Here is a 22,934-nt window from a genome sequence, read left to right on the forward strand (position 1 = left end):
GCACAAGCGGCGGATAGCATGCAGGACGATGCCGGCGGCGGCGCAAGCGCCATGCTGGCGGCCGCCGCGATCCTCGAGGAAGACATCGTCTTTGGCTCGCTGAGTCCGCGCGAGCGCCTGGTCGAGGACGACCTGATGGCCCGCTTCAACCTCAAGCGCCATGTGGTACGCCAACTGTTGGCCACGCTCGAAGGCATGGGCGTGGTCGAGCGTAAGCGCAACGTTGGCGCGGTGGTGCGCGCCTTTCCCGCGCGCGAGGTGATGGAACTGTACGCACTGCGCGAAGTGCTGGAAACGCACGCCGCGAGCCTGATCGCACTGCCGGTGCCGGCGGCGCGCCTGCAGGCCCTGGTTGCCGTTCAGCAGGAGCACGACGTTGCGGTGGCCGCAGGCGATGCGCGTGCGGTGTTTCGCATCAACCAGCGCTTTCACCGGGAATTCTTCGCCCTGGTCGACAATGCGGTGCTGCGGCAGGCCATCGAGGAATACGCGCGCCGAGCCCATCCGATCCGCTTCGGCTCGCTGGCCGCGGCGGGCTATCGCGAGCGAGCCAGGCAGGAGCATTGGGCCATGATCGAGGCCTTGCGCGAGGGACGGCGCGAGGACCTGGTCGCGCTATGCCGTAGCCATCTGCTGCCGTCGCGCGATGCTTACCTCGCGGCGGAACGGGAGCGTGCCGGAGGGCCTGCTTAGTGCATTACATTATTTGTCTCCCGGGCAGGGTTAATGGAAATATTGGGAGGGTCAATACGCCGCTCGAGGGGAAACTTGAAATCGCTTCCCGGATGTTTAGCCGCGCGAGGCTGCATTTGCGCGTTGTAGCAGGGATATTGGCCGGCGGGCCGTGCTAAAATCCGGCCTTTCTGAAGATTGTCGGTCCGCAAAAAAGATGTCAGCGCAACCGCGTAAGCCGCTTCCGGAGCGCGCGCCCAAAATGGGGCTGAGTGGTTTGATCCTGCTCCTGGCCCTGGGGTCGGTCCTGCTGACCATGGCCAATACGCTGTACTCCAGTTACCGCGTGCAGCATGACCTGCTGATCCGGAATACGCTGGAAGCCAACCGCGTCTATGCGGCAAAGCTGGCGGAGTCCACGGAAACCCATCTCGACAGCACCATGCAGCAACTGGCGTACAGCGCCAGCGTGCTCGCCTCGGACATGGATGATCCAGCCCACGTGAGTGAGGAGGCGGAGCGCCTGCGCTTGCAGACCAAGAGCCTGAACTCGGTTGCCATCGTCCGCGAGGACGGCATGGTGCTTGCGGTGTCGCCGGCGGCCCTGCGCCGGGCCGGATCGAGCGTGAAGACAGATTGGGGGCATAAACTCCTGATTACCCGCACCCCGGCAATCAGCGAGCCTTTCACCTCGGCCGGTGGGAGGCTCATTATCTTTATTTCCCATCCAATCATTAATTCGGCAGGCAGGCTGCTTGGTTATGTTGGGGGTACGATTTATCTTAATTCCAAGAACCTGCTGCATCAGATTCTCGATAGCCATTATTATCGGGATAGCTCTTATGTCTACGTGGTGGACCGTCAAGGCACGGTGATTTTTCATCCGGACGGTTCCCATGTCGGCAAGTCGATTTGCAAGAATGCAGTCATACTGGCGGTAACCGGCGGTGCAGCGGGCGCGCGGCAGATCGTGAACCAGAATGGCGTCGAGATGCTTGCCGGCTATGCACCGATCGCGTCCACGGGATGGGGCATCGTGGCGCAGAGATCCACGCAAGCCACGCTGGCCGGCCTGAATGACCTGGCGCTGGTGACGTTCGGCAACAGCATTCCCTTCCTGCTCCTGTCGCTGGTCTTTATCTTGTGGTTTTCCCGCTGGATCTCGCGGCCGCTGGGGCGGTTGGCCGATGACGCCCGAATGGGGGCCACGGCTGAGGGGATCGCGCGCATTGAGCGGATCCAGGCCAGGTATGTCGAAGCCGACCGCCTCAAGAAAGCGCTGCTGCGGGGCATGAGCCTGACCAGCAGCAAGCTGGACCGGCTTAACCATGAAACCATTACCGACGCGCTGACGGGTTTGCGCAATCGCCGCGGGCTGGACAATGCGCTCGGCCTGTACGAGCTTGGCGGGCAGTCCTTTGCCGTCATCACGCTCGACGTGGACCACTTCAAGTCGATCAATGACCGCTACGGGCACGATGTCGGCGACGAGGTGCTGAAGCACATCGCTGGCCTGATGCGGGCCGGCTCCCGGGGCGGCGACATGATATGCCGCAGCGGCGGGGAGGAGTTCGTCATCCTGCTGCCCGGCACGACCGTGGAGAATGCGTTCCTGATCGCGGAGCGTTTGCGTGAGGCCGTGGAAAAGATGCCTAACCCCAGCGGTGGCGTCGTGACGGCGTCGCTTGGCGTCGCGCATTTTCCTTCGTCGGCGGAGCTGGTTGGCGAGGTGCTGAAAAAGTCGGATATCGCGCTCTATCAGGCTAAGCGCAACGGACGCAACAACACGGTCCGCTACCAGCAGGAACCGGCCGTCCCGGCGGATGCACCCTGACCGCGCCCGCGGGGGAGCGCCGGGGCGATGGCTGCCGGCGCCGAACAACCCGCGATATCGCGCGCGCTTGCAAGCCTAGTGCGTTCCTTGCTTACCGCTTACCTACCGCTTACCTACCGCGAGGCCGCTTCGCGCTCGCTCATCCAGGTTCGGCCACGCTGCCACCGGCTTCGGCCAGGTGGGCGCGCAGCACGCCGACCAGCGCCGCCGCCGCGGGCGACAGGCTGCGGTTGCGCGCCGTCACCAGCCCGATCGAGCGCTCCGTCACGGGGGCGGTGAGCAAGCGCTCGACGATGCCGGCCTGGCGCACCGTCCCGGCCGCGATTTCCGGCAGCGCCGCTACGCCGAAGCCGCATTCGACCATGGCCGCGATGGTGGCCAGGTGCTCGGCCTCGAACACCGGCTGGAAGCGGATGCGGTTCTGCAGGAATGCCCATTCGGCATACTGGCGCACGCTGCTGGGGTGTGTCATGGAAACATGCGCGGCCTCAACCGTATCGGCCCAGCGCACCGGTCCCTTGCCGTGGGCCAGCGGGTGCTCGCTGGGAATCAGCAGCACGAAGCGGTCGGACATCATCGGGTCGTAGTGCAGGTCCGCCTGTTGCGGGTCGGCCGCGGTCAGCGCGAAGTCCACCTCGCCCGCGCGCACCAGGTCAAAGGCCGGCCCGGAGAGCGTGTCGAAGACCTTGAGCGTGACCTTGGGGTGCTCCCGCCGGTAGGCCATCAGCACCCGCGGCAGCAGGCGGGCGGCCAGCGAGGGCAGGGCGGCCACCGCCACGTGGCCGCGTTCGGCGCTGGCAATGCCGCTCACGGCGTCGATGGCGTCACGAAAGGCGGCCTGCAGGATCGCTGCCTGCTGCATGAAGACCTCGCCCGCCGCCGTCAGCCGCACGGTGCGGGTGGTGCGGTCGAACAGCCGCACGCCGAGGGACTCCTCGATGCGCAGGATCTGGGTGGACAGCGCCGACTGCGACAGGTGCAATTGCCCCGCCGCCTGGCGGAAGTTCAGGGTCCGGCCGAGCACCAGGGTGGTCTCGACATCGCGCATCGACAGGTTGATTTTCACGGCAGGACTCGTGGATTGATCTCATTAATCGATCATTCTATCCAGAAAATCTGATTCATCAATCAAAGCGGCTTGTCTACACTCATGCTCAATCCCGCTGAATCCGGGCCGTGACGCAGCGCGAGCGACGTTTTCGCCATTTTTGATGCGCGCCCGGTTCAGCCGCCCAACGACAACGCCAGACAGTACAAAGGCACTGCCCACGCCGTGGTGGTAGGTGGCGGCACCATGGGCGCCGACGTGGCCGTGGTGCTCACCCGTGCGCACTGCCGCACTACCGTGGTCGAGCCCGACGCGCAACGCGCAGGCGCGGTGACGGCGAGGGTCGCGGCCAATCTCGCGGCGATCGGCCCGGCAGCCGAGGCAGGCCTGGCGGGATTGACCGTAGCCGCCGGGCTCGACGCGCTCGACTGGGGCACCGTCGACCTGGTGATCGAATGCATCCCCGAGCGGCTCGACATCAAGCGCGCGCTGTTTGCCGACCTGGCGGCACGTGCGCGCCCGGACGCCATCCTCGCCAGCAATAGCTCGAGTTTCCCGATCAGCGCCATCGGCGCTGGCCTGCCCACCGCCGAGCGCATGCTCGGCCTGCATTTCTTCATGCCGGCGCACCTGGTGCCGCTGGTGGAGGTGGTGCTGGGCGAGGGCAGCGCCGAGGCCGGCGCAGATGCCTTGATCGCTTTCATGCGCCGTTGCGGCATGGTGCCGGTCAAGGTGAAGAAGGACCTGCCAGGCTTTCTCGCCAACCGCCTGCAGCACGCCTTGTCGCGCGAAGCGTTCGACCTGATCGACCGCGGCATCGCCTCGCCCGAGGATGTGGATGCGGCGGTGCGCTTTGGCTTCGGCTTCCGCTTCCTGGCCGCCGGGCCGGTCATGCAGCGCGACCACGCCGGCATCGATGTGCACGCGGCGGCCGGAGCCACCATGTATCCCACGTTCAACAATGCGTCGGAACCGGCCCGCTGCCTGACCGAGCGCGCGGCGGACGGCCGCCACGGCATGAAGAGCGGCGAAGGCTTCTATCGCTGGACGCCCGAGGCCATCGCCGTGGAGCGCGAGCGCTATGATCGGCTGTTGCGCGCGGGACTTGACCTGATCGCGCCGGAACTGCCCAAGATCGAACCCTGAACCCAACAAGATCGCAAGATCGCAAGCTCACCAGAGCACCAGGAACATCAAGAGCGCAATATGAGTGAACACACCTTGCTGGCGGAATCGCCGCTGATCATTACCGTCGCGCCCAACGGCGCCTACAAGACTGCCAAGGACCACCAGGCCGTGCCGCTGACCGCGGCGGCGCTGGCGGCCGATGCGCGTGCCTGCCTGGAAGCCGGCGCGGCCATGATGCACATGCACGTGCGTCAGCCCGACGGCCGTCATTCCCTGGATGCGCAGATCTATCGCGAAGCGCTTGCCGTCGTGAAGAAAGAAGTGGGCAACGCCTTGCTGGTCCAGGTGACGAGCGAAGCTGCGGGCATCTACCGCTCGGCCGAGCAGATCGCCATGGTGCGAGAGCTGCGCCCGGAGGCAGTCTCCATCGGGCTGCGCGAGATCGCCGTGCCGGACATTGCTTTGGCGGGCATGTGCGGGTCGGCTTCGAGAACAACCTGATGCTGCGCGACGGCAGCACCGCGCCAGGCAACGCGGCACTCGTCTGGCAGGCGGCCGAAGGCGCACGCACGCTTGGGCGCCCGCTAGCTTCGGCCGACGAGGCCAGGCAGATCTACAGCGAGATCCGCTGAACGGCGGCGCTCACGCACCGTCGCTGAAGGTGTCGCGGGCGCCGTTGCGAGCGCCGTCGGTGAACGGGTCCCGCGCACCGGCGCGCGCGCCGTCGGTGAACGGATCGGAGATACGGATCGACGCTGCGCGGGGCGGCGCTGGCGAGGCTGGCGACACCGCCAAGGGTGGCGGCCAGTGCGGTGGCGAGCAGGGCTTGCTTGAGAGTACGCATCGTTTTTCTCCGAGGATTCGAGGGGGGGCGATCTCTTTCGATCGACCGTGCTGGCAGTCTAAGAACTGGGCACCCACGACAACATGACCGGCACATGACAATGCTGTCATGCGGCCCATGGCTGCCGCGGCGGCATTCCTTGTTCGCCGCCCAGCGCTTGCCCCAAGCCCCAATTCCCTCGAAGTTCGCGCAACGTCTCGTCGCGGCGCCCCAACTTTTGCCAACTGGCGTTACCTCGCGAATCCTGGCGCGTAACGCAGCCCGGGCACATCCAAATTGTTTCGAAAATGTGCCAAAAACCCCATAAATTCTTAATGATTGGCGAAAACGCGCAATCAAGCTATGCTTGCCCGATTGTCGGGCGCGCAGCACTCCATCCGCTCCCCGGGGGCTGCTGCCGGGCGGCTGGGCAAGGAGGCCGGCATGGCCGGTGGCCGCGGGTGCGGACACCATGGCCGGCAATCACATAAGGCCTGAAAAGGGCCATGAAACATGACGCTTTACCAGATCAAACCGAAGTTCCAGGCCCTGCTGAGGCCGTTGGTGAAGCGCCTCGCCGCGCGCGGCGTCACCGCCAACCAGGTCACGCTGGCGGCGGCCGGCGGGTCTTTGGTGGTGGGTGCCCTGGTGGCCGCGCTGGCTTGGGTGCCCGGCGTCTTCCTGTTGATGCCGCTGTGGCTGTTTGTGCGCATGGCGCTGAACGCCATCGACGGCATGCTGGCCCGCGAGCATGGCCAGCAGAGCGTGCTGGGTGCCTATCTCAATGAGCTTGGCGATATCGTCTCCGATATTGCGCTGATCCTGCCGTTCGCCCTGGTGGCGCCGTTTGGCGCCGGCGAGATCATGGTGTTCGCGCTGCTGGCCGTCATCGTCGAGTGCGCTGGCCTGATCGGGCCGCTGGCAGGTGCCAGCCGCCGCTACGACGGTCCCCTGGGCAAGAGCGACCGGGCCCTGGTGCTGGGGGCGCTGGGCCTGTGGGTCGGGCTAGGGCTGAGCCTGGCGTACGCCGCGCACTGGCTGTGGGTGCTGTTGTCGCTGCTGTCGTTGCTGACCATCGCCAACCGGGTGCGCCGCGGCGTGGCCGAAGGTGAACAGGTACGCCAGGCAAGCGCTCAGGCCGCACCGCATACCAAACCGTCTTCCCAACCCGTGGAGTGATACTACGTGGATAGTCAAACCGGCCGTAACGCTGTCGAGTCGCAGTTCGAAACCCACGACGGGCAGTCGCTGTTCTATCGCCACTGGCCTGTTGCAGGCCAGGCGCCGCAGGGTGCCGTTGTGCTGTTTCACCGCGGGCACGAGCATTCGGGCCGCATCGCGCACCTGGTGGATGAACTGGGCTTGCCGGGCCACGCATTCTTTGCCTGGGATGCGCGCGGCCATGGCCGTTCGCCGGGCGAGCGTGGCTATAGCCCGAGCCTGGCCACGTCAGTGCGCGATATCCAGACGTTCATCGATCACATCGCCACCGAGCACGGCATTCCGGTCGAGCGTATCGCCGTGGTTGCGCAAAGCGTGGGCGCTGTCCTGGCGTCAACGTGGGTGCATGACTACGCCCCGCGGATCCGTGCCCTGGTGCTCGCTTCGCCGGCGTTCAAGGTCAAGCTCTACGTGCCGCTGGCGCGGCCGGGCCTCAAGCTCATGCACAAGCTGCGAGGCAAGTTCTTCGTCAACAGCTACGTCAAGGCCAAGTTCCTGACGCACGATCCAGAGCGTATCGCCACCTACCAGCAGGATCCGCTGATTACGCGCCCGATTGCCGTCAATATCCTGCTGGATCTCTACGAGACGGCCGATCGCATCGTGGCCGACGCGGCTGCCATCACCGTGCCCACGCAGTTGCTGATCTCCGGCGCCGACTGGGTGGTGCATCGCGGCCCGCAGGATGCGTTCTACGCGCGGCTTGGCTCGAGCGTCAAGGAGCGCATCGTGCTGGACGGCTTCTACCACGACACCCTGGGCGAGCGCGATCGCGCGCAGGCCGTGGCGGCGGTACGTAGATTTATCCTGCGCGAGTTCGAGACACCATCGGCGCCGGTCTCCTTGCTGAACGCCGACCGTGGCGGCGCCTTCAAGGAAGAGTCCGACCAGTTGGCGCGGCCGCTGTCGCCGGCCAGCCCGGCGGGCATCTACTGGGGACTGACGCGGGCCGGCCTGAAGTTCGGCGGCCTGCTGTCAGACGGGGTGCGGCTCGGGCACAGGACGGGATTCGATTCAGGCTCCACGCTCGACTACGTTTACTGCAACAAGGCGCAGGGGCGGTTTGGCGTTGGCCCGATGATCGACCGCAACTACCTGGACGCCATTGGCTGGCGGGGCATCCGTCAGCGCAAGGTCAACATCGAGGAGCTGCTTGGCGTGGCCATCGGCAGCCTGCGCGTCGCCGGTGTGCCGGTGCGCATCGTCGATATCGCCGCGGGCCATGGACGCTACGTGCTGGAGGCGCTGGCCGCCAAGAGCATCAACGGCACGGCCGCGCAACAAGTGCAGAGCATCCTGCTGCGCGACTACAGCGATATCAACGTGGAGCAAGGCCGCGCGCTGATCCGTAGCAAGGGCTTGTCCGACATTGCCCGTTTCGAGAAGGGCGACGCCTTCGACGGTGACGACCTCGCCGCGCTCGATCCGGCCCCCACGCTGGCCATCGTCTCCGGCCTGTATGAGCTGTTCGGCGACAACGGCATGGTGTCGCGTTCGCTGGGTGGGTTGTCGCGGGCGGTGGCGCCAGGCGGCTACCTGGTCTATACCGGGCAGCCCTGGCACCCGCAGCTCGAGTTCATCGCGCGCGCGCTCACCAGCCATCGCGCCGGCTCGGCCTGGGTGATGCGGCGCCGCTCGCAGGCGGAGATGGATGAACTGGTCCGCCAGGCCGGATTCGAGAAGATCGCGCAGCGCATCGACCCGTGGGGCATCTTCACGGTCAGCCTGGCGCGCAGGGTCGCGTGATGCTGCGCCAGCAGGCCGAAGGCGGGGCCGCGGACATGGCCGCAGGGAAACCGGGCGCCGCCGAGACTCGGCCCTGGGGCCTTGCCCTGGTCCTGCTGGCCGGCATGGGCGCCTTGTTTTTCTCGTCCTATGGGCTGGCCAACTGGCTGGCGAGCCAGCGCGCCGAGGTCCCGTTCTTCTACTTCGAATGGGAGCGGCACATTCCCTTTGTGCCCTGGAGCATCGTGCCGTACTGGTCGATCGACCTGCTCTACGGCCTGTCCTTTTTCCTCTGGCGCACGCGCGCCGATCTGCTCGCCCACGCCAAGCGCTTGCTGGCGGCGCAGCTGATTTCGGTCGCCTGCTTCATTGCCTTTCCGCTGCGTTTCGCCTTCGATCGCCCGCAGGCCGACGGCGTGCCCGGCCACCTGTTTTCGCTGCTGGGCGGCTTCGACAAGCCGTTCAACCAGGCGCCGTCGCTGCACATCAGCCTGCTGGTGATTCTATGGGTGGCTTACGCCACGCACGTGCGCGGCGGCTGGCGCTGGCTGCTGCACGTCTGGTTCGCGCTGATCGGCGTGTCGGTGCTGACCACTTACCAGCACCATGTCATCGACGTGCCCACCGGCTGGCTGGTGGGTTGGTTCTGCGTCTTCTTGTTTCCCTTCGGGCAGGGGCAGGGCAAGGCAGAGCCCGCGGCCCGCGCGCGGCAACTGGCGGTGCGTTACGCCATGGGCGCGCTGGCGGGCGGCGCGGTGGCGCTGGCGCTGTTGTCCACTTCGGCCGCCGCGGCGTTGCTGCTGGGCTGGCTGGCCCTGTCGCTGGCCTGTGTGGCGGCGATCTACCGGCAGGGCCTTCCGGCCATGTTCCAGAAGCGCCGCGATGGCACCATGCCGATGGCCGCGCGCTGGGTGCTGGCGCCTTACCTGCTGGGCGCGTTGGCTAACTCACGCTGGTGGACGCGCCGCCAGCCCGGCGCCAGCCAGATCGTGCCAGGCCTTTGGGTCGGCCGCTTCCCGGGCGGCACCGAGTTGCGCCGTCTCGGGGCCGACGCCGTGCTCGACCTGACCGCCGAGTTGCCGCGGCTGGCGGGTGCCTCCCTGTATCGCTGCGTGCCGGTGCTGGACCTGACCGTGCCCTCGCCGGCGCAGCTGGACGAAGCCGTGGCCGTGCTGGAAGCCTGGCATCGAGATGGCCGCAAGGTCCTTGTATGCTGCGCGCTTGGCTACTCGCGCAGCGCCTTGGTGGCCGCCGCATGGCTCGCCGGACACGCCGGCGCGCACGACGCCGGGCAAGCGCTGGCGCTGCTGCGCAAGGGGCGTCCGGCCGTGGTGCTGGGCCCGGACAGCGTGGCCGCGCTGGCGCAATTCATCCGCCGCCGGCAGGCGGCCGCACAGTCTTCAGGGGGAGCAGGCCATGTCGGTCCCAATGCATGACGATCACCACCTCGACGCTGTCACGGGACACAGCCGATCCCTCGCGCAGCGCGCTCGCGGCGCATTGCGCTTTCTTCATTGGGCCGCGGGACTCGCCGCCCTGCAATTGCTGGTGGCCTTGCTGCTACTGCTGCTGAGATAACACACGATGTGGCTTTCCAAACTGGTGGCGCGCGCCATCATCCTGTTCGCGCGCTTGCTGACCGGCATGCAGGCGCGCTGGAACGGTTGCCTGCCCGCCGCGGTGCAGCGCATCTATTTTGCCAACCACAGCAGCCACGGCGACTTCGTGCTGATCTGGGGTTGCCTGCCGCCGGACCTGCGCTCGCTCACCCGGCCGGTGGCCGGCGCGGATTACTGGAACAAGTCGCCGTTGCGCCGTTTTATCGGCAAGGATGTGTTCAACGCCCTGCTGATCGATCGCACCCGCAGCGAGCCGGGCAGCGACCCCGTGGCCTTGATGCAGCAGGCAGTGCGCAAGGGCCACTCACTGATCCTGTTTCCCGAAGGCACGCGCAATACCACCGACGAACGGCTCTTGCCCTTGAAGAGCGGCATCTACCACCTGGCGAAAGTTTGCACGGAGATCGAGTTCGTGCCCGTGTGGATCGATAACCTCAACCGCGTGATGCCCAAGGGCGAGTTCGTGCCGGTGCCGCTGCTGTGCACCGTCACCTTCGGCAAGCCACTGACCCTGGGCGAGGAAGAAGCCAAGGAGGCTTTCCTGGCGCGCTGCCGGGAAGGCCTGTTGTCGCTGGCGCCTGCGCTGGACTAAGAACCCATGACCTTTCCTCATCTGACCATGATGCATGAGACCTGGCTGCTGTTCGGCGGCGTGCTGGGCGTACTCGTGCTGGCTTCCACGGTGACCGCGCTGCTGCGCTGGCGCGTGGCCCGGGGCGGACCGCACGCGGTCATCGACAATCTGGCCGCGCGGGTATCCGCGTGGTGGTGGATGATCGGCGTGCTGGGGGCGGCGTTTGCGATGGGGCGCACCGCCATCATCGTGCTGTTCTACCTGTTGTCGTTCTACGCCTTGCGTGAGTTCATCACCATCACCACCACGCGGCGGGGCGACCACCGCGCCATTGTGGCCGCCTTCTTCGTCTTCCTGCCGCTGCAATATGTGCTGGTCTACACCGGCTGGTACGGGCTGTTTTCCATCTTCATCCCGGTCTACGCTTTCCTGATCCTGCCCATTCTCTCGGCGCTGTCGGCGCAGACAACGCGCTTCCTGGAGCGCTGCGCGGGCGTGCAGTGGGCGGTGATGATCTGCGTGTTCTGCGTGTCGCATGTGCCGGCCTTGCTGACCTTGCCGATTCCCGGCTTCGAGGATCGCAACCTGCTGTTGATCGCGTTCCTGGTGATTGTGGTGCAGGGCAGCGACGTGCTGCAGTACGTGTGGGGCAAGCTGCTCGGCAAGACCAAGATCGCGCCGCTGCTGTCGCCGTCCAAGACCGTGGAAGGCTTTATCGGCGGCGTGGCCAGCGCTACCGCGCTGGGCGCCTCGCTGTGGTGGATCACGCCGTATGGCTCGCCCTGGAAGGCGGGGCTGATCGCGCTGGTGATCGCCCTGATGGGCTTCCTGGGCGGGCTGGTGATGTCGGCCATCAAGCGCGACCGCAACATCAAGGACTGGGGCCAGATGATCCAGGGCCACGGCGGCATGCTGGACCGGCTGGATTCGGTGGTGTTCGCCGCGCCGATCTTCTTCCACATCACGCGTTACTGGTGGGTGCCCTGAGGGCGCCGCCTTCTTTCATTTACCTTGAATTTCGCTGGCCCAAACCGCGGCTTGGGCCAGCACGTTGTCATCATGTCTAGCAAGCCCATCGAGCATATCGTCATTGTCGGCTTTGGCTGTGTCGGCCAGGCCATCCTGCCCTTGTTGGCGCAGGCGCACCCGGACGCGGCGGTTACGGTTGTGGACCGGGCCATGGACGGCCACCGCCTGGCCCTGGCCCGGCAATATGGTGCCACGCCGCTGCCTGCCACCGTGGCGCCGGATAACTTCGCGCGGGTGCTCGGTGCGCTGCTGGGGGCGCAAACCTGCCTGCTCAACCTGGCGCCTGCCGTGTGCAGCCGCGACCTGATCGCGCTGGCGCAGGCACACCACGCGCTCTACCTGGATAGCGGCATCGAGCCTTGGGATTACGCAGACGGCGCGGCTTCATCGCATCTGAGCAACTACGCTCTGCGCAGCGAGATGCTGGCATTTGCCCGCGGCCGCGAACGGATGTCTACCGCGCTGGTTGCCCACGGCGCCAATCCCGGGCTGGTCTCGCTGCTGGTCAAGGCCGCCTTGCTGAAACTCGCGCGGCATGCCGGCGTACCGGACACCCCACCGCAGGACCAGGCTGGCTGGGCCCGGCTCGCACGCCGGCTCGACGTACGCGTGATCCAGGTGGCGGAGTACGACAGCCAGTGCGCGCCGGGCTATCCGGCGCACGGCGAATTCGCCAACACCTGGTCGGCTGACGGCTTCATCACGGGCGATCGTGCTGGACCGGCCCGGGCACCGCACCCGTGTGCGCTCCTGGTCCGCGCTGCACGGTCCGTTCGATGCCTACCTGATCACGCACAACGAGTCGATCTCGATCGCCGAATACTTCAGCTGTGCCACGCCCGGCGAGCCGCTTTACCGGCCCACGGCCTACTACGCCTACCGTCCCACCAGCGCCACGATGGCATCGATGCAGTGGCTGGGCGAGCGCGACGCCAGCCGCATTGACAGCTACCGCATACTCAAGGACGAGATCGTCGACGGCGTGGATGAGCTCGGCGTGCTGCTGATGAGCGGGCGCCATGGTGCGGTGTGGCACGGCTCGCAGCTCGATATCCAGCGGGCACGCGCGCTGGCGCCGCATAACTCCGCCACCAGCCTGCAGGTGGCATCCAGCATCGTCGCCGCGATGCGCTGGGCGCAGGCCAATCCGGCGCGCGGCGTGACCGAGTCCGACGCCATGGATCACCACGCCGTGCTGGAGCATGCAGCCGGCTGGTGGGCGCCTCTCGTCACGCGCTTTACCGACTGGACGCCCAGCCCGGGCCGCAGCGCGCTGGCCTTCGACGAATTCCTCATTACCGCGTCCGCGCCAGTGCCGACCGGGTGCGCCGCGCAGACCGCCCTGCCATGAAACGCATTGCCCAGACCCCGCGTGCCGACTGGCCGCAGCAGCTTGAGCGCATCGGCTTTCACTTCCACTCGCTCGACGAGCAGAACCTGCCACGCCAGGTGGATCGCAACACGTTCTTCTATTGGCGCGAAGACGTCGCCTACGAGTTCGAGGCGCAGGAGATCGAGGCGCTGTATGCTGCCGCGCTCGATCTGAACCAGCGCTGCCTGGAAGCCGTGCAGCACGTGATTGACCACGACCTGTTCGCGCGGCTTGCCATTGCCCCGGATTTTGCCGAGTTGATCCGCACCTCCTGGGACCGCGACGAGCCGACGCTGTTCGGCCGCTTCGACATGACCATGGATGCCCTTGGCGTGCCCAAGATGTACGAGTTCAACGCCGATACGCCAACCTCACTGATCGAGTCGAGCCTGGCGCAGTGGTTCTGGAAGGAGGCGGTGCGGCCGGATGCCGACCAGTTCAACAGCCTGCACGAAGCGCTGGTGTCGCGCTGGCAATGGCTGCGCCGCCACTATCGCGACGCCAAGGTCCTGCATTTCGCCTGCATGTTCGACAGCCAGGAGGACGTCTGCAATGTCGAGTACCTGATGGATACGGCGCTGCAGGCAGGGTGGTCGGTCAAGATGACCGACCTGGAGCAGGTCGGCTCCGATGGGCGCGGCGGCTTTTGCGACGGCGACGACCAGCCGATGGAACTGGTTTTCAAGCTCTACCCGTGGGAATGGATGGCCACTTCCGACTATCGCGCGGAGCTTGGGGCGAGCGCGGTTCTGTGGGTGGAGCCACCCTGGAAGGCAGTGCTCTCCAACAAAGCCATCCTGCCGATCCTGTGGGACCTGTTTCCCGGCCATCCCAACCTGCTCGAGGCCTCGTTTCGCGAAGGCGCCTTCGCCGGGCGCTCATACGCCAAGAAGCCGTTCCTGTCGCGCGAGGGCGAGAGCGTGGCGCTGGTGACGCCGCAGGGCCGCTTCGAGAATCCCGGCGAATATGGCCAGGAAGGCTTTATTTATCAGGCTTACGCGCCCGCTCAGCGCTTTGGCGATCGCTACACCACGCTCGGCGTATGGCTGGTCGACGACGTGCCCAGTGGCTTGTGCGTGCGCGAGGAGCTCGGGCCGATTGCCAAGAACACCAGCTTCTTCGTCCCGCATTATTTCCAGCAAGGCTAATCCGGAGAAAGGCAGCGCAATGGCCAAGAAGAATGGCAAGAAGGGCGGCCAGCCGTCAAAGTACGGCAGCCCATACCAGCCGCGCGCAAGCGGCTCCAGCCAGCCGGCACGGTCCGGCCAGGTGACACGCGCCGTCGGCGGACGGCGCAAGTCCCGCTCGCCGGCGCTGTGGCTGATCGGTGCCTGTGCGCTGGCGGCTGGCGTGGCGGTCATCGGCTCGTGCAGCGACGACGGCGACGACGAGGCCGTGACCGTGCGGCGCGCCAGCTACGCCTCGCAGGCCGATTGCGAGGCCGACTGGAACGCGCCCGAGGATTGCGAGGGCGTGCCGGTCGACGACATCCATGCCGCAAGCCTTGCGGATGCCGCCGGCAGCGATGGCAGCAGCGCAAGCACGAGCGGCGGCGGCCATGGCGGCGGCTACTATGGCGGATATCACGGCGGCATGGCCCGCTGGTATGGGCCGTACTACACCGAGTCCGGCACCGTCTACCACCCGGATGGCACGCAGACCCGGTGCGACATGTCGAGCGGCATGGCGCGGCCCATGGGCGTCTACGACGGCAACGGCAATCTGGCCCGCGTGAGCCAGGCGCCGGGCACGCCGCATGCGACCATGATCGAGGAGGCCACGCTAAGCCGCAGCAGTCTCGGGCGCGGCGCTGGCGGCGGCATGTCGATGCGCTCGGCCGCCGTCAGCCGGGCGCCGGCGGTGTCCTCGCGCGGCGGCTTTACCAGCCGCTTTGGCGGGTCGGGCCGCTCCGGCGGCGGCTAAGGCTGCATCAGCATTTTTGAGATTCGATTCAAATCCGGTCCAACCCAACCAGGAGTCCGCATGACATTGCCGCTACAACCGGTCTACGCCTACCTGATTTACATTCTCTCCAGCTTCGCCATGCTGGGGATGTTTCTGCTGGTATATACGCGGATCACGCCGCACCGCGAGTTCGAACTGATCCGCCAGGGCAATGTGGCGGCGGCCATGTCTCTGGGCGGCGCGGTGCTGGGTTTCTCGCTGACGCTTTCGGCCAGCATTCAGCACAACGCCGCTTTCTCGATGTTCGTGCTGTGGGGCTTCGGCGCGTTCGTGGTCCAGGTGCTGGCCTATGTGCTCGTGGCGCGGGCGCTGCGCGGCGTCAGCGAGGAAATCACAGCGGATAACCGTGGCATGGGGGCGCTGATGGGCGTGGTATCGCTGGCGGCGGGCGTCGTCAATGCCGCCTGCCTCGCATAGCCTCGCCGCTGCTTTGTGCTGAAGGAGGGTGCCGAGAGACGGAGTGTGCACCTTGCGGGCGTTTGCGGGATCTGCGCGGAGGCTGAGAGCCGCGCGGCAACTGGCATTAACGCTTAGGAAATGTCTGCGCCAGCAAAGCCGCAAGACCCTGTAAAATCGTGCCGCACAGTCGGCTTGACCCGCCGGATTCCCCCCCTTCCTCCGCTTTGCTGGCCATCCGTCCGCCGGCAAGGTCAATTACGAAAGTCATGTCAGAGTCTGATGAAGCCAAACTAGCCGCGGCGACGTGGGTCCGCGAGCAGATGGACCGCCACGGCCTCACGCTCGACGATTTGCTCGAAGCGGGCTGTTTCGCTGCCCCCCCGGCGCCGGTTCAGGTCGTGCCAAAGGCCACGTTGGCCGTGACGCCCCGGTTGCCGTGCCGGCGGGGCCCGCCGAGGCGGAAAGCCCGCCCGGGTGCTATACCGCAACGCCATGGGCCAGAGCTGGGACGGTACCGGCGAGCGCCCGGAGTGGCTGCAGCGGGCAGTCAATGCGGGGCAGACGATCGATTTCTTCCGGGTTGGATAAGAATCCCTCTATTGCGCCGGTGGCTGAACCGCCATTGCGGTCACGGTCAGCGCGCCGTTGGCTCGGATCACGCTGAACTTTACCCGGTCGCCTTCCTTGACCTGCCCTAGCAGGGCCGGGTCTTGCACGCGGAAGATCATGGTCATGGCACCCATGTCCAGGTTGATAATCGGGCCGTGCTTGATGGTGAGCTTGCCAGCCGCGACATCGACCTTGCGGATTTCCCCATCGGTCATCGGCGCAGTCTCGGCCTGGGCCGCTCTGGCCGTGCTGGTCGTGACGGGCGCATTGCCGGCTTCGGTGGCGGCGCGGGCCGGCAACGTGGCGAAGGCCGCCAGAAGCGGCAGCAGTGCGAGCAGGTTCTTGCTGGTTTTCATTTGCATTCCTTCCTGGTTGGCTTGTCGTGAGGACAGGTGCTGAATCGCTTAGTGCACGCCGACCTGACCGCGCATGCCCGCGTCATAGTGACCTGGCTGCAGGCAGGCAAAATCCACACGGCCACTGCGCGTGAAGCGCCACACCAGCTCGCCGCGCTGGCCGGCTTCGAGCGTGACGGCGTTCGGATCGGCGTGTTCCATCTCCGGCATCTTCAGCATCTCGGCGTAGTGGGCCTTCAGGTCGGCCTCGGTACCGAGCACCATTTCATGCCGGATCTGTCCGGCATTGCGCACCACGAAGCGGATGGTTTCGCCGGCCTTGACCTGGATATCGGCCGGGCTGAAACGCATGTTGTCGGTCATGTCGACCTGGATGGTGCGGCTCGCGCTGGCGGCCTTGCCAGGCTCGCCGATGGCGCTGGCTTCGCCGGCATGATGGCCGCCGTGGGTACCGGCGGCGAGGGCGCTGGCGGCCGGTAGCGCAAGGCCAACGGCAACGGCACTGGCCACCGCCATCAGGGCGGCAGCGGCACGGGATTTCCTGTTTCTCATGTTGTCTTTCCTTTCTTTGGTTGGCGTGCTCATTGGCGTGCTTACTGGCCGGTGCCGGGCGTGCCGGCGTACTCGAAGGCAACCGTGCCCTTGGGATGGCGATACCAGCCTGGATCGCGATAGTCGTTGCGGCCAAGGCCGGCGCGCACCTTGAGCGTCGTGAACATGCCGCCCATCTCGATCGGCCCGAAGGGGCCCTGTCCAGTCATCATCGGCAAGGTGTTGTCCGGCAGCGGCATTTCCATGCCGCCCATATCTGCCATGCCTGCCTCGCCCATTGCCATGTACTCGGGCACGAGCGCATTCATCCGCTTGGCCAGGTCCTTTTGCTTGACGCCGATCATCGTCGGCACCTGATGGCCCATGGCGTTCATGGTGTGGTGGGACTTGTGGCAGTGGAAGGCCCAGTCGCCGGGGTTGTCGGCGATGAATTCGATGGCGCGCATCTGTCCCACCGCCACGTCGGTGGTCACCTCCGGCCAGCGCGCGGCAGGGGGAACCCAGCCACCGTCGGTGCCGCTTACCTCGAAACGGTGCCCGTGCAGGTGGATCGGGTGATTGGTCATGGTCAGGTTGCCAAAGCGGATTCGCACACGATCGCCCAGGCGCACCGGCAGGCTGTCGATGCCCGGGAACACGCGGCTGTTCCACGTCCACATATTGAAATCCGTCATCTCGGCCACGCGCGGCGTGTAGGAGCCGGGGTCGATGTCGTAGGCCGAGATCAGGAACACGAAATCGCGATCGACCCGCATCTGCGCGGGGTCTTTCGGATGGACCACAAGGAACCCCATCATGCCCATCGCCATCTGCACCATCTCGTCGGAGTGCGGGTGGTACATGAAGGTGCCGGCGTGCTTCATCTCGAACTCATAGACAAAGGTCTTGCCGGGCGGGATATGCGGCTGCGACAGGCCGCCGACACCGTCCATGCCAGCCGGCAAGATGATGCCGTGCCAGTGCACGGTGGTGTGTTCCGGCAGCTTGTTGGTGACGAAGATTCGTACCTTGTCGCCTTCCACGCACTCGATGGTCGGGCCCGGGCTCTGGCCGTTGTAGCCCCACAGGTGCGCTTTCATGCCGGGTGCGAACTCGCGCTCCACGGGCTCCGCCACCAGGTGGAATTCCTTCCAGCCTTGGCGCATGCGCCAGGGCAGGGTCCAGCCGTTAAGTGTCACTACCGGGTTGTACGGGCGGCCGGTCGCCGGCGCCAGCGGCGGCTGGGTGGCGGCGCTGGCTTGCAGCGCGGCCTCCGGCAGCACCGCGGCACCGGCGCGCGTCACCAGCGCCGCGCCGAGCATGGTGGCGCCGGAGCCGTGCAGGAATTGTCTTCGGGTAACCATGTCATTGTCCTTTGGTCGAAGCCGGGGAAGGGGGCGATGCGGGAGTAGCCGGAGCCGGCGGCGTTGCGCGAGCCGATGCGGCGCCGTCCGGCAGCCGTCCGCCGAGCGCGCCTTGCAGCTCGGTTTCGGCCACCCAGTATTCGCGCAGCGCGTCGAGATAGCCGTTGACGGCACCGACTTGCTCGCGCGCATCGGCCAGCAGCTCGAACACGCTGACCAGCATGCCGTTGTAGCGCAGCATGCCTTCGTCGGAGATGCGCTTGCGCAGCGGCACCACTTCGTCACGGTAATGGCGCGCGATGTCGTAGCGCGCCTGGTAGCCGGCGTAGGTTTCGCGCACCTCCGAGCGGGCATTGATGGCGCTCTCGGCGAGCCGGCTGGCAGCCTGCATGTAGACCGCCTCGGCCCGCGCCACGCGGGCGCCGCCCCAGTCGAACAGCGGGATCTCGATATCGATGCCGTAGCCGGTCTCGCGCGGCTTGCCGGTTTCCGAATTGTGCAGGTAGCTCACGTCCAGCACGTTGATGAAGCGCGTGGCGCGGGTCAGGCCGAGTGAGCGTGCCAGGCTGTCCAGCCGCAGCCGCCCAGCCTGGAGATCGAGCCGGCTGGCGATGGCATAGCCTTCCAGGTCGGCCATGGCCGGGCGCGCCTTGGGCAGGTCCGGCAGGCGTTCGGGGAGCCGGTATTGCGCGCCGGTGCCCCACAGGCCAAGCCGGCGCGTGAGCTGCTCGCGCGCTGCCAGCGCCTGCTGGCGGGTACGGGCCAGCTGGGTGGCGGCTTCGGCATAGAAGGCCTGCTCGCGGGCATGGTCGAGTGCGCTGACGTTGCCCGCGCGCGCCAGGTCGCGGGCGAACAGCGCGCCGGTCTCGGCAGCGTTCTTGACCTGCTCGGCATAGCGCGCCGATTGTTCCGCGGCGACGGCATTGACAAAGGCCTTGCGCGTGTCCAGCGCCTGGCGCAGCAAGGTATCGGCCACGGCTAGCCGGGTCTGCGTAAAGCGGTCCTGCTCGATGCGGGCCGCCAGCGGAAGGACCAGCAGGTTCATCAGGCCGATCGAGATGGCGCGGTCGATCTTGAGGTCGTCGCCCTGGCGCGTGCGGCTGAAGGAAAACCCCGGGTTAGGTAGGCGCGTCGCCTGGACGTATTCGGCCTCGGAAATGCCGAGGTCGGCAAAGACCGCCTGCAGGCCGGGGTTGTTGAGCAGCGCGACCTGCACGGCGCTGTCGGCGTCGAGCGGCTGCGCCAGCAACGCCTGCGTGCGCTCGTAGACGGCGGCGCGGTCTTCGTCGGAGCGCACCCAGATGGCGTCCTTGCCGAGGCGCTCGCGCGCGGCGTTGGCCGCGGTGCCGAAGCCGCCATCGGCGGTAAAGCTGGCGCAGCCGGCCAGCAGCAGGGCACAGGCCGCCGCGGCCAGTCCCGGCCGGATTGGCAATGGGAGAGACATGCGGCTTCCTTAGTGGTGGTGGCCGTGGCCGCCGGCGGCGGGTTTGGCCGCAGGTGTTGACGCGGGCATGGACATGCCCGCATTGGCGCCCGGCCCTTCCTTGCCGGCTGGCGGCGTGACCTGGGCATTGGACTCCCGCCATGGGGCGATGGCCTGCGCCTGGAACGGCATGTAGCCCGCCAGCACGTTCAGTGCCGGCAGCGGCGGCACGGATGCGCGGGGATCGAGCGGATCGGCAGCGGGCGCGCTGGACTGGGCCGACGACAAGGTCGGCCCGAGCACCAGGCAAGCCGCCGCAAGAATGCGGACGAAATGCATGACAACCTCAGTGTTCGTGGGATGCGCGAATGATGCGCGGGGAAAAACGAACGGCGGGCGAGCGTGCGCTGGACGCACCTCGGGTGTCAGCAGTGTGGGGCGGGCGGGCGGTCGGACAGGGCGGGGAGGAAGCCGTTGTAGGCAGCCAGGGCGGCTACCGGGGCGGCATGGCCTGAGCTCGCCAGGGCGAGCTCAGGCAGGATCGTGGGCATGATGGCCCCGAGCGCGCAGGCCGAGCAGGCGCTGCATGTGCCACCGGCGCCATGGCTGGCGTGGTGATCCTGAAGGTCTTGATGGTCTTGATGGGCGGGCTGGCCGGTCATGCCAGTCATGCCCGTCATGTCAGATGGATCGGCCAATCCGTCCCTCTCCTGGGACGGGTCTGCCGCGTCATGGCAATGCGCGCCGGCATGGCTGCCGATCGCGGCTTCTGCCTGCGACTTCATGGCCGCATGGCGTAACATCATCGATTCCACGGCCGGCGAATCGGCCGGTAGTACGACGGATGGCACCTGCACCGATTGCGCCGCGCTGCAAACCATCATGACTGCCGCCGCGACACCCTGTGCGGGCAGCGCGATCATGGCAAGGCATAACAGGAAGTAGCTAAGGACGCGTTTCATCGGGGCAGGGATATGAGCAGCCGATATTGTACCTGCATCGAAAGGTGCGGTAGCGTGACGCCAACATGACAATGCTGTCATCTTCGGCCGAGGCGGGGTTTCCTCGTATAGCGTGTCGGTCTGGCAGGGCCGGTTGATGGCCCGGAGTGAATAATTATGCGCATATTGATTGTCGAAGACGAGCCCAAGGCGGGTGACTACCTGCGCAAGGGCTTGAGCGAATCCGGTTTCGTGGTGGACCTTGCGCGCGACGGCGTGGACGGCCTCGCCCATGCGCGCGGGCAGGAGTACGACCTCATCGTGCTGGATGTGATGCTGCCGGGCATGGACGGCTGGCAGGTGCTCCGGGAACTGCGGCGCGAGCGCGATACGCCGGTCCTGTTCCTCACCGCGCGCGACGAGCTCTCCGATCGCCTCAAGGGCCTGGAGCTGGGCGCGGACGACTACATGGTCAAGCCCTTCGCCTTCGCCGAACTGGTCATGCGCATCCGCACCATCCTGCGGCGCGGCCCGCTGCGTGAAAGCGAGCTGATCGAAGTGGCAGACCTGCAGATCGATACCGTCAAGCGGCGCGTTACGCGCGATGGCCAGAAAGTGGAGCTGACCTCCAAGGAGTTCGCGCTGCTGCAACTGCTGGCGCGCCGTAGCGGCGAAGTGCTGTCGCGTTCGCTGATCGCCTCCCACGTCTGGGATATGAATTTCGACAGCAATACCAATGTGGTCGATGTCTCCATCCGCCGGCTGCGCGCCAAGGTCGACGACCCCTTTCCCACCAAGCTGATCCATACGCGCCGGGGCATGGGCTACGTGCTGGAAGAGGAGGCCCGGTGAGCCGGGCGATGACAGGGGCCGCCTCTTGATCCGCGCTGTACTGCGCCTGCCGGCATCGCTCACGGCACGGCTTGCGTTGGCCTACGGCGCGGCCACCGTGGCCATCCTGGTGGCCGTAGGCACCTACCTGGCAAGCGCGCTTGCCGCCCAGTTGCAGGATCGCGACGAGAGCGAGCTGGTTAGCGAAGTGCTGCTGGTGCGCCATCTGCTGCGCGAGGTGGGCTCGGAGGCCGAGATCCGCACCGACACGCACCGTTTCGCCGATCTCGCGCTCGGCCATGAAGGGCTGATCCTGCTGGTGCGCGGCAGCGGCGGCGAGCCGCTGGTCACCCTGAACCCGCGCCATGAGCCGGTGCCGGTACTGCCCGTGCTGCCCGCTGCCGCAACGCCGGATAAATCGCAACTGCACACCTGGTATCCCCGCAACGGCGTTGCCTCGCGCGGCATCTCCGCGTTGGGGCAACTGGGGGATTCCGAGCGCGTGGTCGAGATCGTGGTGCTGCGTGACGCAGGCTACCGCGTGGCGCTGATGAAGGCCTACCAGACGCAGATGCTGTGGGCAACGCTATGTGGCGCGGCCGTCGCGGCCGGCCTGGGTTACCTGCTAGCCCGGCGCGGCCTGCGTCCGCTCAGGCGCATGGCCGAGGACGCCTCGGCCGTTACCATGAGCCGGCTCGCCACGCGGCTCGATGCCGGCCAGGCGCCCACCGAGCTGCGCGCGCTTGTTGGCGCGCTCAACGACATGCTGGCACGCCTGGAAGACGGCTTCCAACGGCTCTCCGAATTCTCGGCCGACCTTGCGCACGATTTTCGCACGCCCATCAGCAACCTGATCGGCCAGACCCAGGTCACGCTGGGCCATCGCCGTCCGGTGCAGGAATACGAGAACCTGCTGGAATCCAATCTGGAGGAATACGAACGGCTGGCCCGCATGATCGAGAACATGCTATCGAGAACATGCTGTTCCTCGCGCGCGCAGACCATGCCCAGGTGGCGATGAAAGTGCGCGAGCTGGACGCGCGCGCGGAGCTCGACAAGGTCGCCGAATACTATGAAGCCGTGGCGGCGGACCGCGATATCAAGGTGCAACTGGCGGGGCAAGGCACCGTGCGCGCCGACCAGACCCTGCTGCGGCGCGCGGTGACCAATCTCGTCGACAACGCCTTGCGCCACGCGCCAGCCGGCAGCGCCGTGGACATCCGGGTCGTGGCCGAAGCCGCTGCCACCCGGATCCAGGTGGGCAACGGTGGCGCGGGCATTGCCGCGGAAGCGTTGCCACATGTATTCGGGCGCTTTTACCGAGGCGACCCCGCGCGCAGCAATTCGGCGGGTTCGACCGGGCTTGGGCTGGCCATCGTGGATACGATCATGCGGCTGCACGGCGGTAGTGTGAGCGTGCGCAGCCTGCCCGGCGAGACGGTGGCGGAGTTGATGTTTCCGGTGCAACAT

20 protein-coding genes and 4 pseudogenes are annotated in these 22,934 nt (G+C 66.6%); 17 read left to right on the forward strand and 7 right to left on the reverse strand.

Annotated elements, in window-relative coordinates; all coding sequences use genetic code 11:
• Positions 1-18: 18 nt before the first annotated feature.
• Both OR16_RS01865 and OR16_RS01870 read left to right on the forward strand, forming a co-directional pair.
• Positions 19-693 carry a GntR family transcriptional regulator gene (locus tag OR16_RS01865; protein WP_006156274.1) on the forward strand — a complete coding sequence of 225 codons (675 nt, stop codon included), beginning with the start codon at positions 19-21 and terminating at the stop codon, positions 691-693.
• A gap of 196 nt (positions 694-889) precedes the next feature.
• On the forward strand, positions 890-2,506 hold the full coding sequence (locus OR16_RS01870; protein ID WP_423739624.1) for a sensor domain-containing diguanylate cyclase: 1,617 nt from the start codon (positions 890-892) through the stop codon (positions 2,504-2,506).
• Between the two features lie 139 nt (positions 2,507-2,645).
• Here OR16_RS01870 and OR16_RS01875 read toward each other — a convergent pair whose 3' ends face one another.
• A complete protein-coding gene (locus OR16_RS01875) occupies positions 2,646-3,572 on the reverse strand; it encodes a LysR family transcriptional regulator (RefSeq protein WP_006156277.1) in 927 nt (308 codons plus the stop codon).
• A gap of 207 nt (positions 3,573-3,779) precedes the next feature.
• Between OR16_RS01875 and OR16_RS01880 the strand changes: the two genes are divergently transcribed.
• The 13 genes and pseudogenes from OR16_RS01880 to OR16_RS45150 all read left to right on the forward strand — a co-directional run bounded on the left by OR16_RS01880 (position 3,780) and on the right by OR16_RS45150 (position 15,997).
• Positions 3,780-4,700 carry a 3-hydroxyacyl-CoA dehydrogenase family protein gene (locus OR16_RS01880; RefSeq protein WP_006156278.1) on the forward strand — a complete coding sequence of 307 codons (921 nt, stop codon included), beginning with the start codon at positions 3,780-3,782 and terminating at the stop codon, positions 4,698-4,700.
• Between the two features lie 60 nt (positions 4,701-4,760).
• Positions 4,761-5,314, forward strand: a pseudogene (locus OR16_RS01885) (3-keto-5-aminohexanoate cleavage protein).
• Positions 5,315-6,018: 704 nt separating this feature from the next.
• Positions 6,019-6,684, forward strand: a complete 666-nt coding sequence (locus tag OR16_RS01895) for a CDP-alcohol phosphatidyltransferase family protein (protein WP_006156280.1) — start codon at positions 6,019-6,021, stop codon at positions 6,682-6,684.
• Between the two features lie 6 nt (positions 6,685-6,690).
• A complete protein-coding gene (locus OR16_RS01900) occupies positions 6,691-8,472 on the forward strand; it encodes a bifunctional alpha/beta hydrolase/class I SAM-dependent methyltransferase (protein WP_006156281.1) in 1,782 nt (593 codons plus the stop codon).
• The gene (locus OR16_RS01905) at positions 8,472-9,887 is read left to right on the forward strand and encodes a phosphatase PAP2/dual specificity phosphatase family protein (protein WP_006156282.1); all 1,416 of its coding nucleotides are present in this window, start codon (positions 8,472-8,474) and stop codon (positions 9,885-9,887) included. Before OR16_RS01900 ends, OR16_RS01905 begins: the two co-directional genes overlap by 1 nt.
• A gap of 148 nt (positions 9,888-10,035) precedes the next feature.
• Positions 10,036-10,662 (forward strand): lysophospholipid acyltransferase family protein, encoded by a 627-nt coding sequence (locus tag OR16_RS01910; protein WP_006156283.1) that lies wholly within the window; start codon positions 10,036-10,038, stop codon positions 10,660-10,662.
• A 6-nt stretch (positions 10,663-10,668) separates the two neighbouring features.
• The gene (locus tag OR16_RS01915) at positions 10,669-11,631 is read left to right on the forward strand and encodes a phosphatidate cytidylyltransferase (protein WP_081488631.1); all 963 of its coding nucleotides are present in this window, start codon (positions 10,669-10,671) and stop codon (positions 11,629-11,631) included.
• Between the two features lie 72 nt (positions 11,632-11,703).
• Positions 11,704-12,060: pseudogene (locus tag OR16_RS45140) on the forward strand (saccharopine dehydrogenase NADP-binding domain-containing protein); the annotation flags it as partial.
• Positions 12,061-12,385: 325 nt separating this feature from the next.
• Positions 12,386-13,024 (forward strand): saccharopine dehydrogenase C-terminal domain-containing protein, encoded by a 639-nt coding sequence (locus OR16_RS45145; RefSeq protein WP_237716887.1) that lies wholly within the window; start codon positions 12,386-12,388, stop codon positions 13,022-13,024.
• The gene (locus OR16_RS01935; RefSeq protein ID WP_006156285.1) at positions 13,021-14,193 is read left to right on the forward strand and encodes a glutathionylspermidine synthase family protein; all 1,173 of its coding nucleotides are present in this window, start codon (positions 13,021-13,023) and stop codon (positions 14,191-14,193) included. The genes OR16_RS45145 and OR16_RS01935 overlap by 4 nt, the downstream gene beginning before the upstream one ends.
• 19 nt (positions 14,194-14,212) lie before the next feature.
• Positions 14,213-14,968: a hypothetical protein gene (locus tag OR16_RS01940; RefSeq protein WP_006156286.1), complete on the forward strand. Its 756-nt coding sequence runs from the start codon at positions 14,213-14,215 to the stop codon at positions 14,966-14,968.
• A 60-nt stretch (positions 14,969-15,028) separates the two neighbouring features.
• Positions 15,029-15,427: a DUF350 domain-containing protein gene (locus tag OR16_RS01945; protein WP_006156287.1), complete on the forward strand. Its 399-nt coding sequence runs from the start codon at positions 15,029-15,031 to the stop codon at positions 15,425-15,427.
• Between the two features lie 248 nt (positions 15,428-15,675).
• Positions 15,676-15,997 (forward strand): annotated as a pseudogene (locus tag OR16_RS45150) (H-NS family nucleoid-associated regulatory protein).
• 8 nt (positions 15,998-16,005) lie between these two features.
• Here OR16_RS45150 and OR16_RS01955 read toward each other — a convergent pair.
• The 6 genes from OR16_RS01955 to OR16_RS01980 all read right to left on the reverse strand — a co-directional run bounded on the left by OR16_RS01955 (position 16,006) and on the right by OR16_RS01980 (position 20,654).
• Positions 16,006-16,374 carry a copper-binding protein gene (locus tag OR16_RS01955; protein ID WP_006156289.1) on the reverse strand — a complete coding sequence of 123 codons (369 nt, stop codon included), beginning with the start codon at positions 16,372-16,374 and terminating at the stop codon, positions 16,006-16,008.
• 48 nt (positions 16,375-16,422) lie between these two features.
• Complete coding sequence (locus OR16_RS01960) at positions 16,423-16,926, reverse strand: cupredoxin domain-containing protein (protein ID WP_100227811.1); 504 nt, start codon at positions 16,924-16,926, stop codon at positions 16,423-16,425.
• Positions 16,927-16,967: 41 nt separating this feature from the next.
• Positions 16,968-18,269 carry a multicopper oxidase family protein gene (locus tag OR16_RS01965; protein WP_006156291.1) on the reverse strand — a complete coding sequence of 434 codons (1,302 nt, stop codon included), beginning with the start codon at positions 18,267-18,269 and terminating at the stop codon, positions 16,968-16,970.
• 1 nt (position 18,270) lies between these two features.
• The gene (locus OR16_RS01970) at positions 18,271-19,713 is read right to left on the reverse strand and encodes a TolC family protein (protein WP_043417988.1); all 1,443 of its coding nucleotides are present in this window, start codon (positions 19,711-19,713) and stop codon (positions 18,271-18,273) included.
• Positions 19,714-19,722: 9 nt separating this feature from the next.
• Positions 19,723-20,031 carry a hypothetical protein gene (locus tag OR16_RS01975; protein ID WP_006156293.1) on the reverse strand — a complete coding sequence of 103 codons (309 nt, stop codon included), beginning with the start codon at positions 20,029-20,031 and terminating at the stop codon, positions 19,723-19,725.
• A gap of 86 nt (positions 20,032-20,117) precedes the next feature.
• The gene (locus OR16_RS01980) at positions 20,118-20,654 is read right to left on the reverse strand and encodes a hypothetical protein (RefSeq protein ID WP_006156294.1); all 537 of its coding nucleotides are present in this window, start codon (positions 20,652-20,654) and stop codon (positions 20,118-20,120) included.
• A 156-nt stretch (positions 20,655-20,810) separates the two neighbouring features.
• Here OR16_RS01980 and OR16_RS01985 point away from each other — a divergent pair, with 156 nt between their 5' ends.
• On the forward strand, positions 20,811-21,485 hold the full coding sequence (locus tag OR16_RS01985) for a heavy metal response regulator transcription factor (protein WP_006156295.1): 675 nt from the start codon (positions 20,811-20,813) through the stop codon (positions 21,483-21,485).
• Positions 21,486-21,525: 40 nt separating this feature from the next.
• Positions 21,526-22,934 (forward strand): annotated as a pseudogene (locus OR16_RS01990) (heavy metal sensor histidine kinase); the annotation flags it as partial.

The organism is Cupriavidus basilensis OR16, from assembly GCF_000243095.1.
GTDB lineage: Bacteria > Pseudomonadota > Gammaproteobacteria > Burkholderiales > Burkholderiaceae > Cupriavidus > Cupriavidus basilensis_D.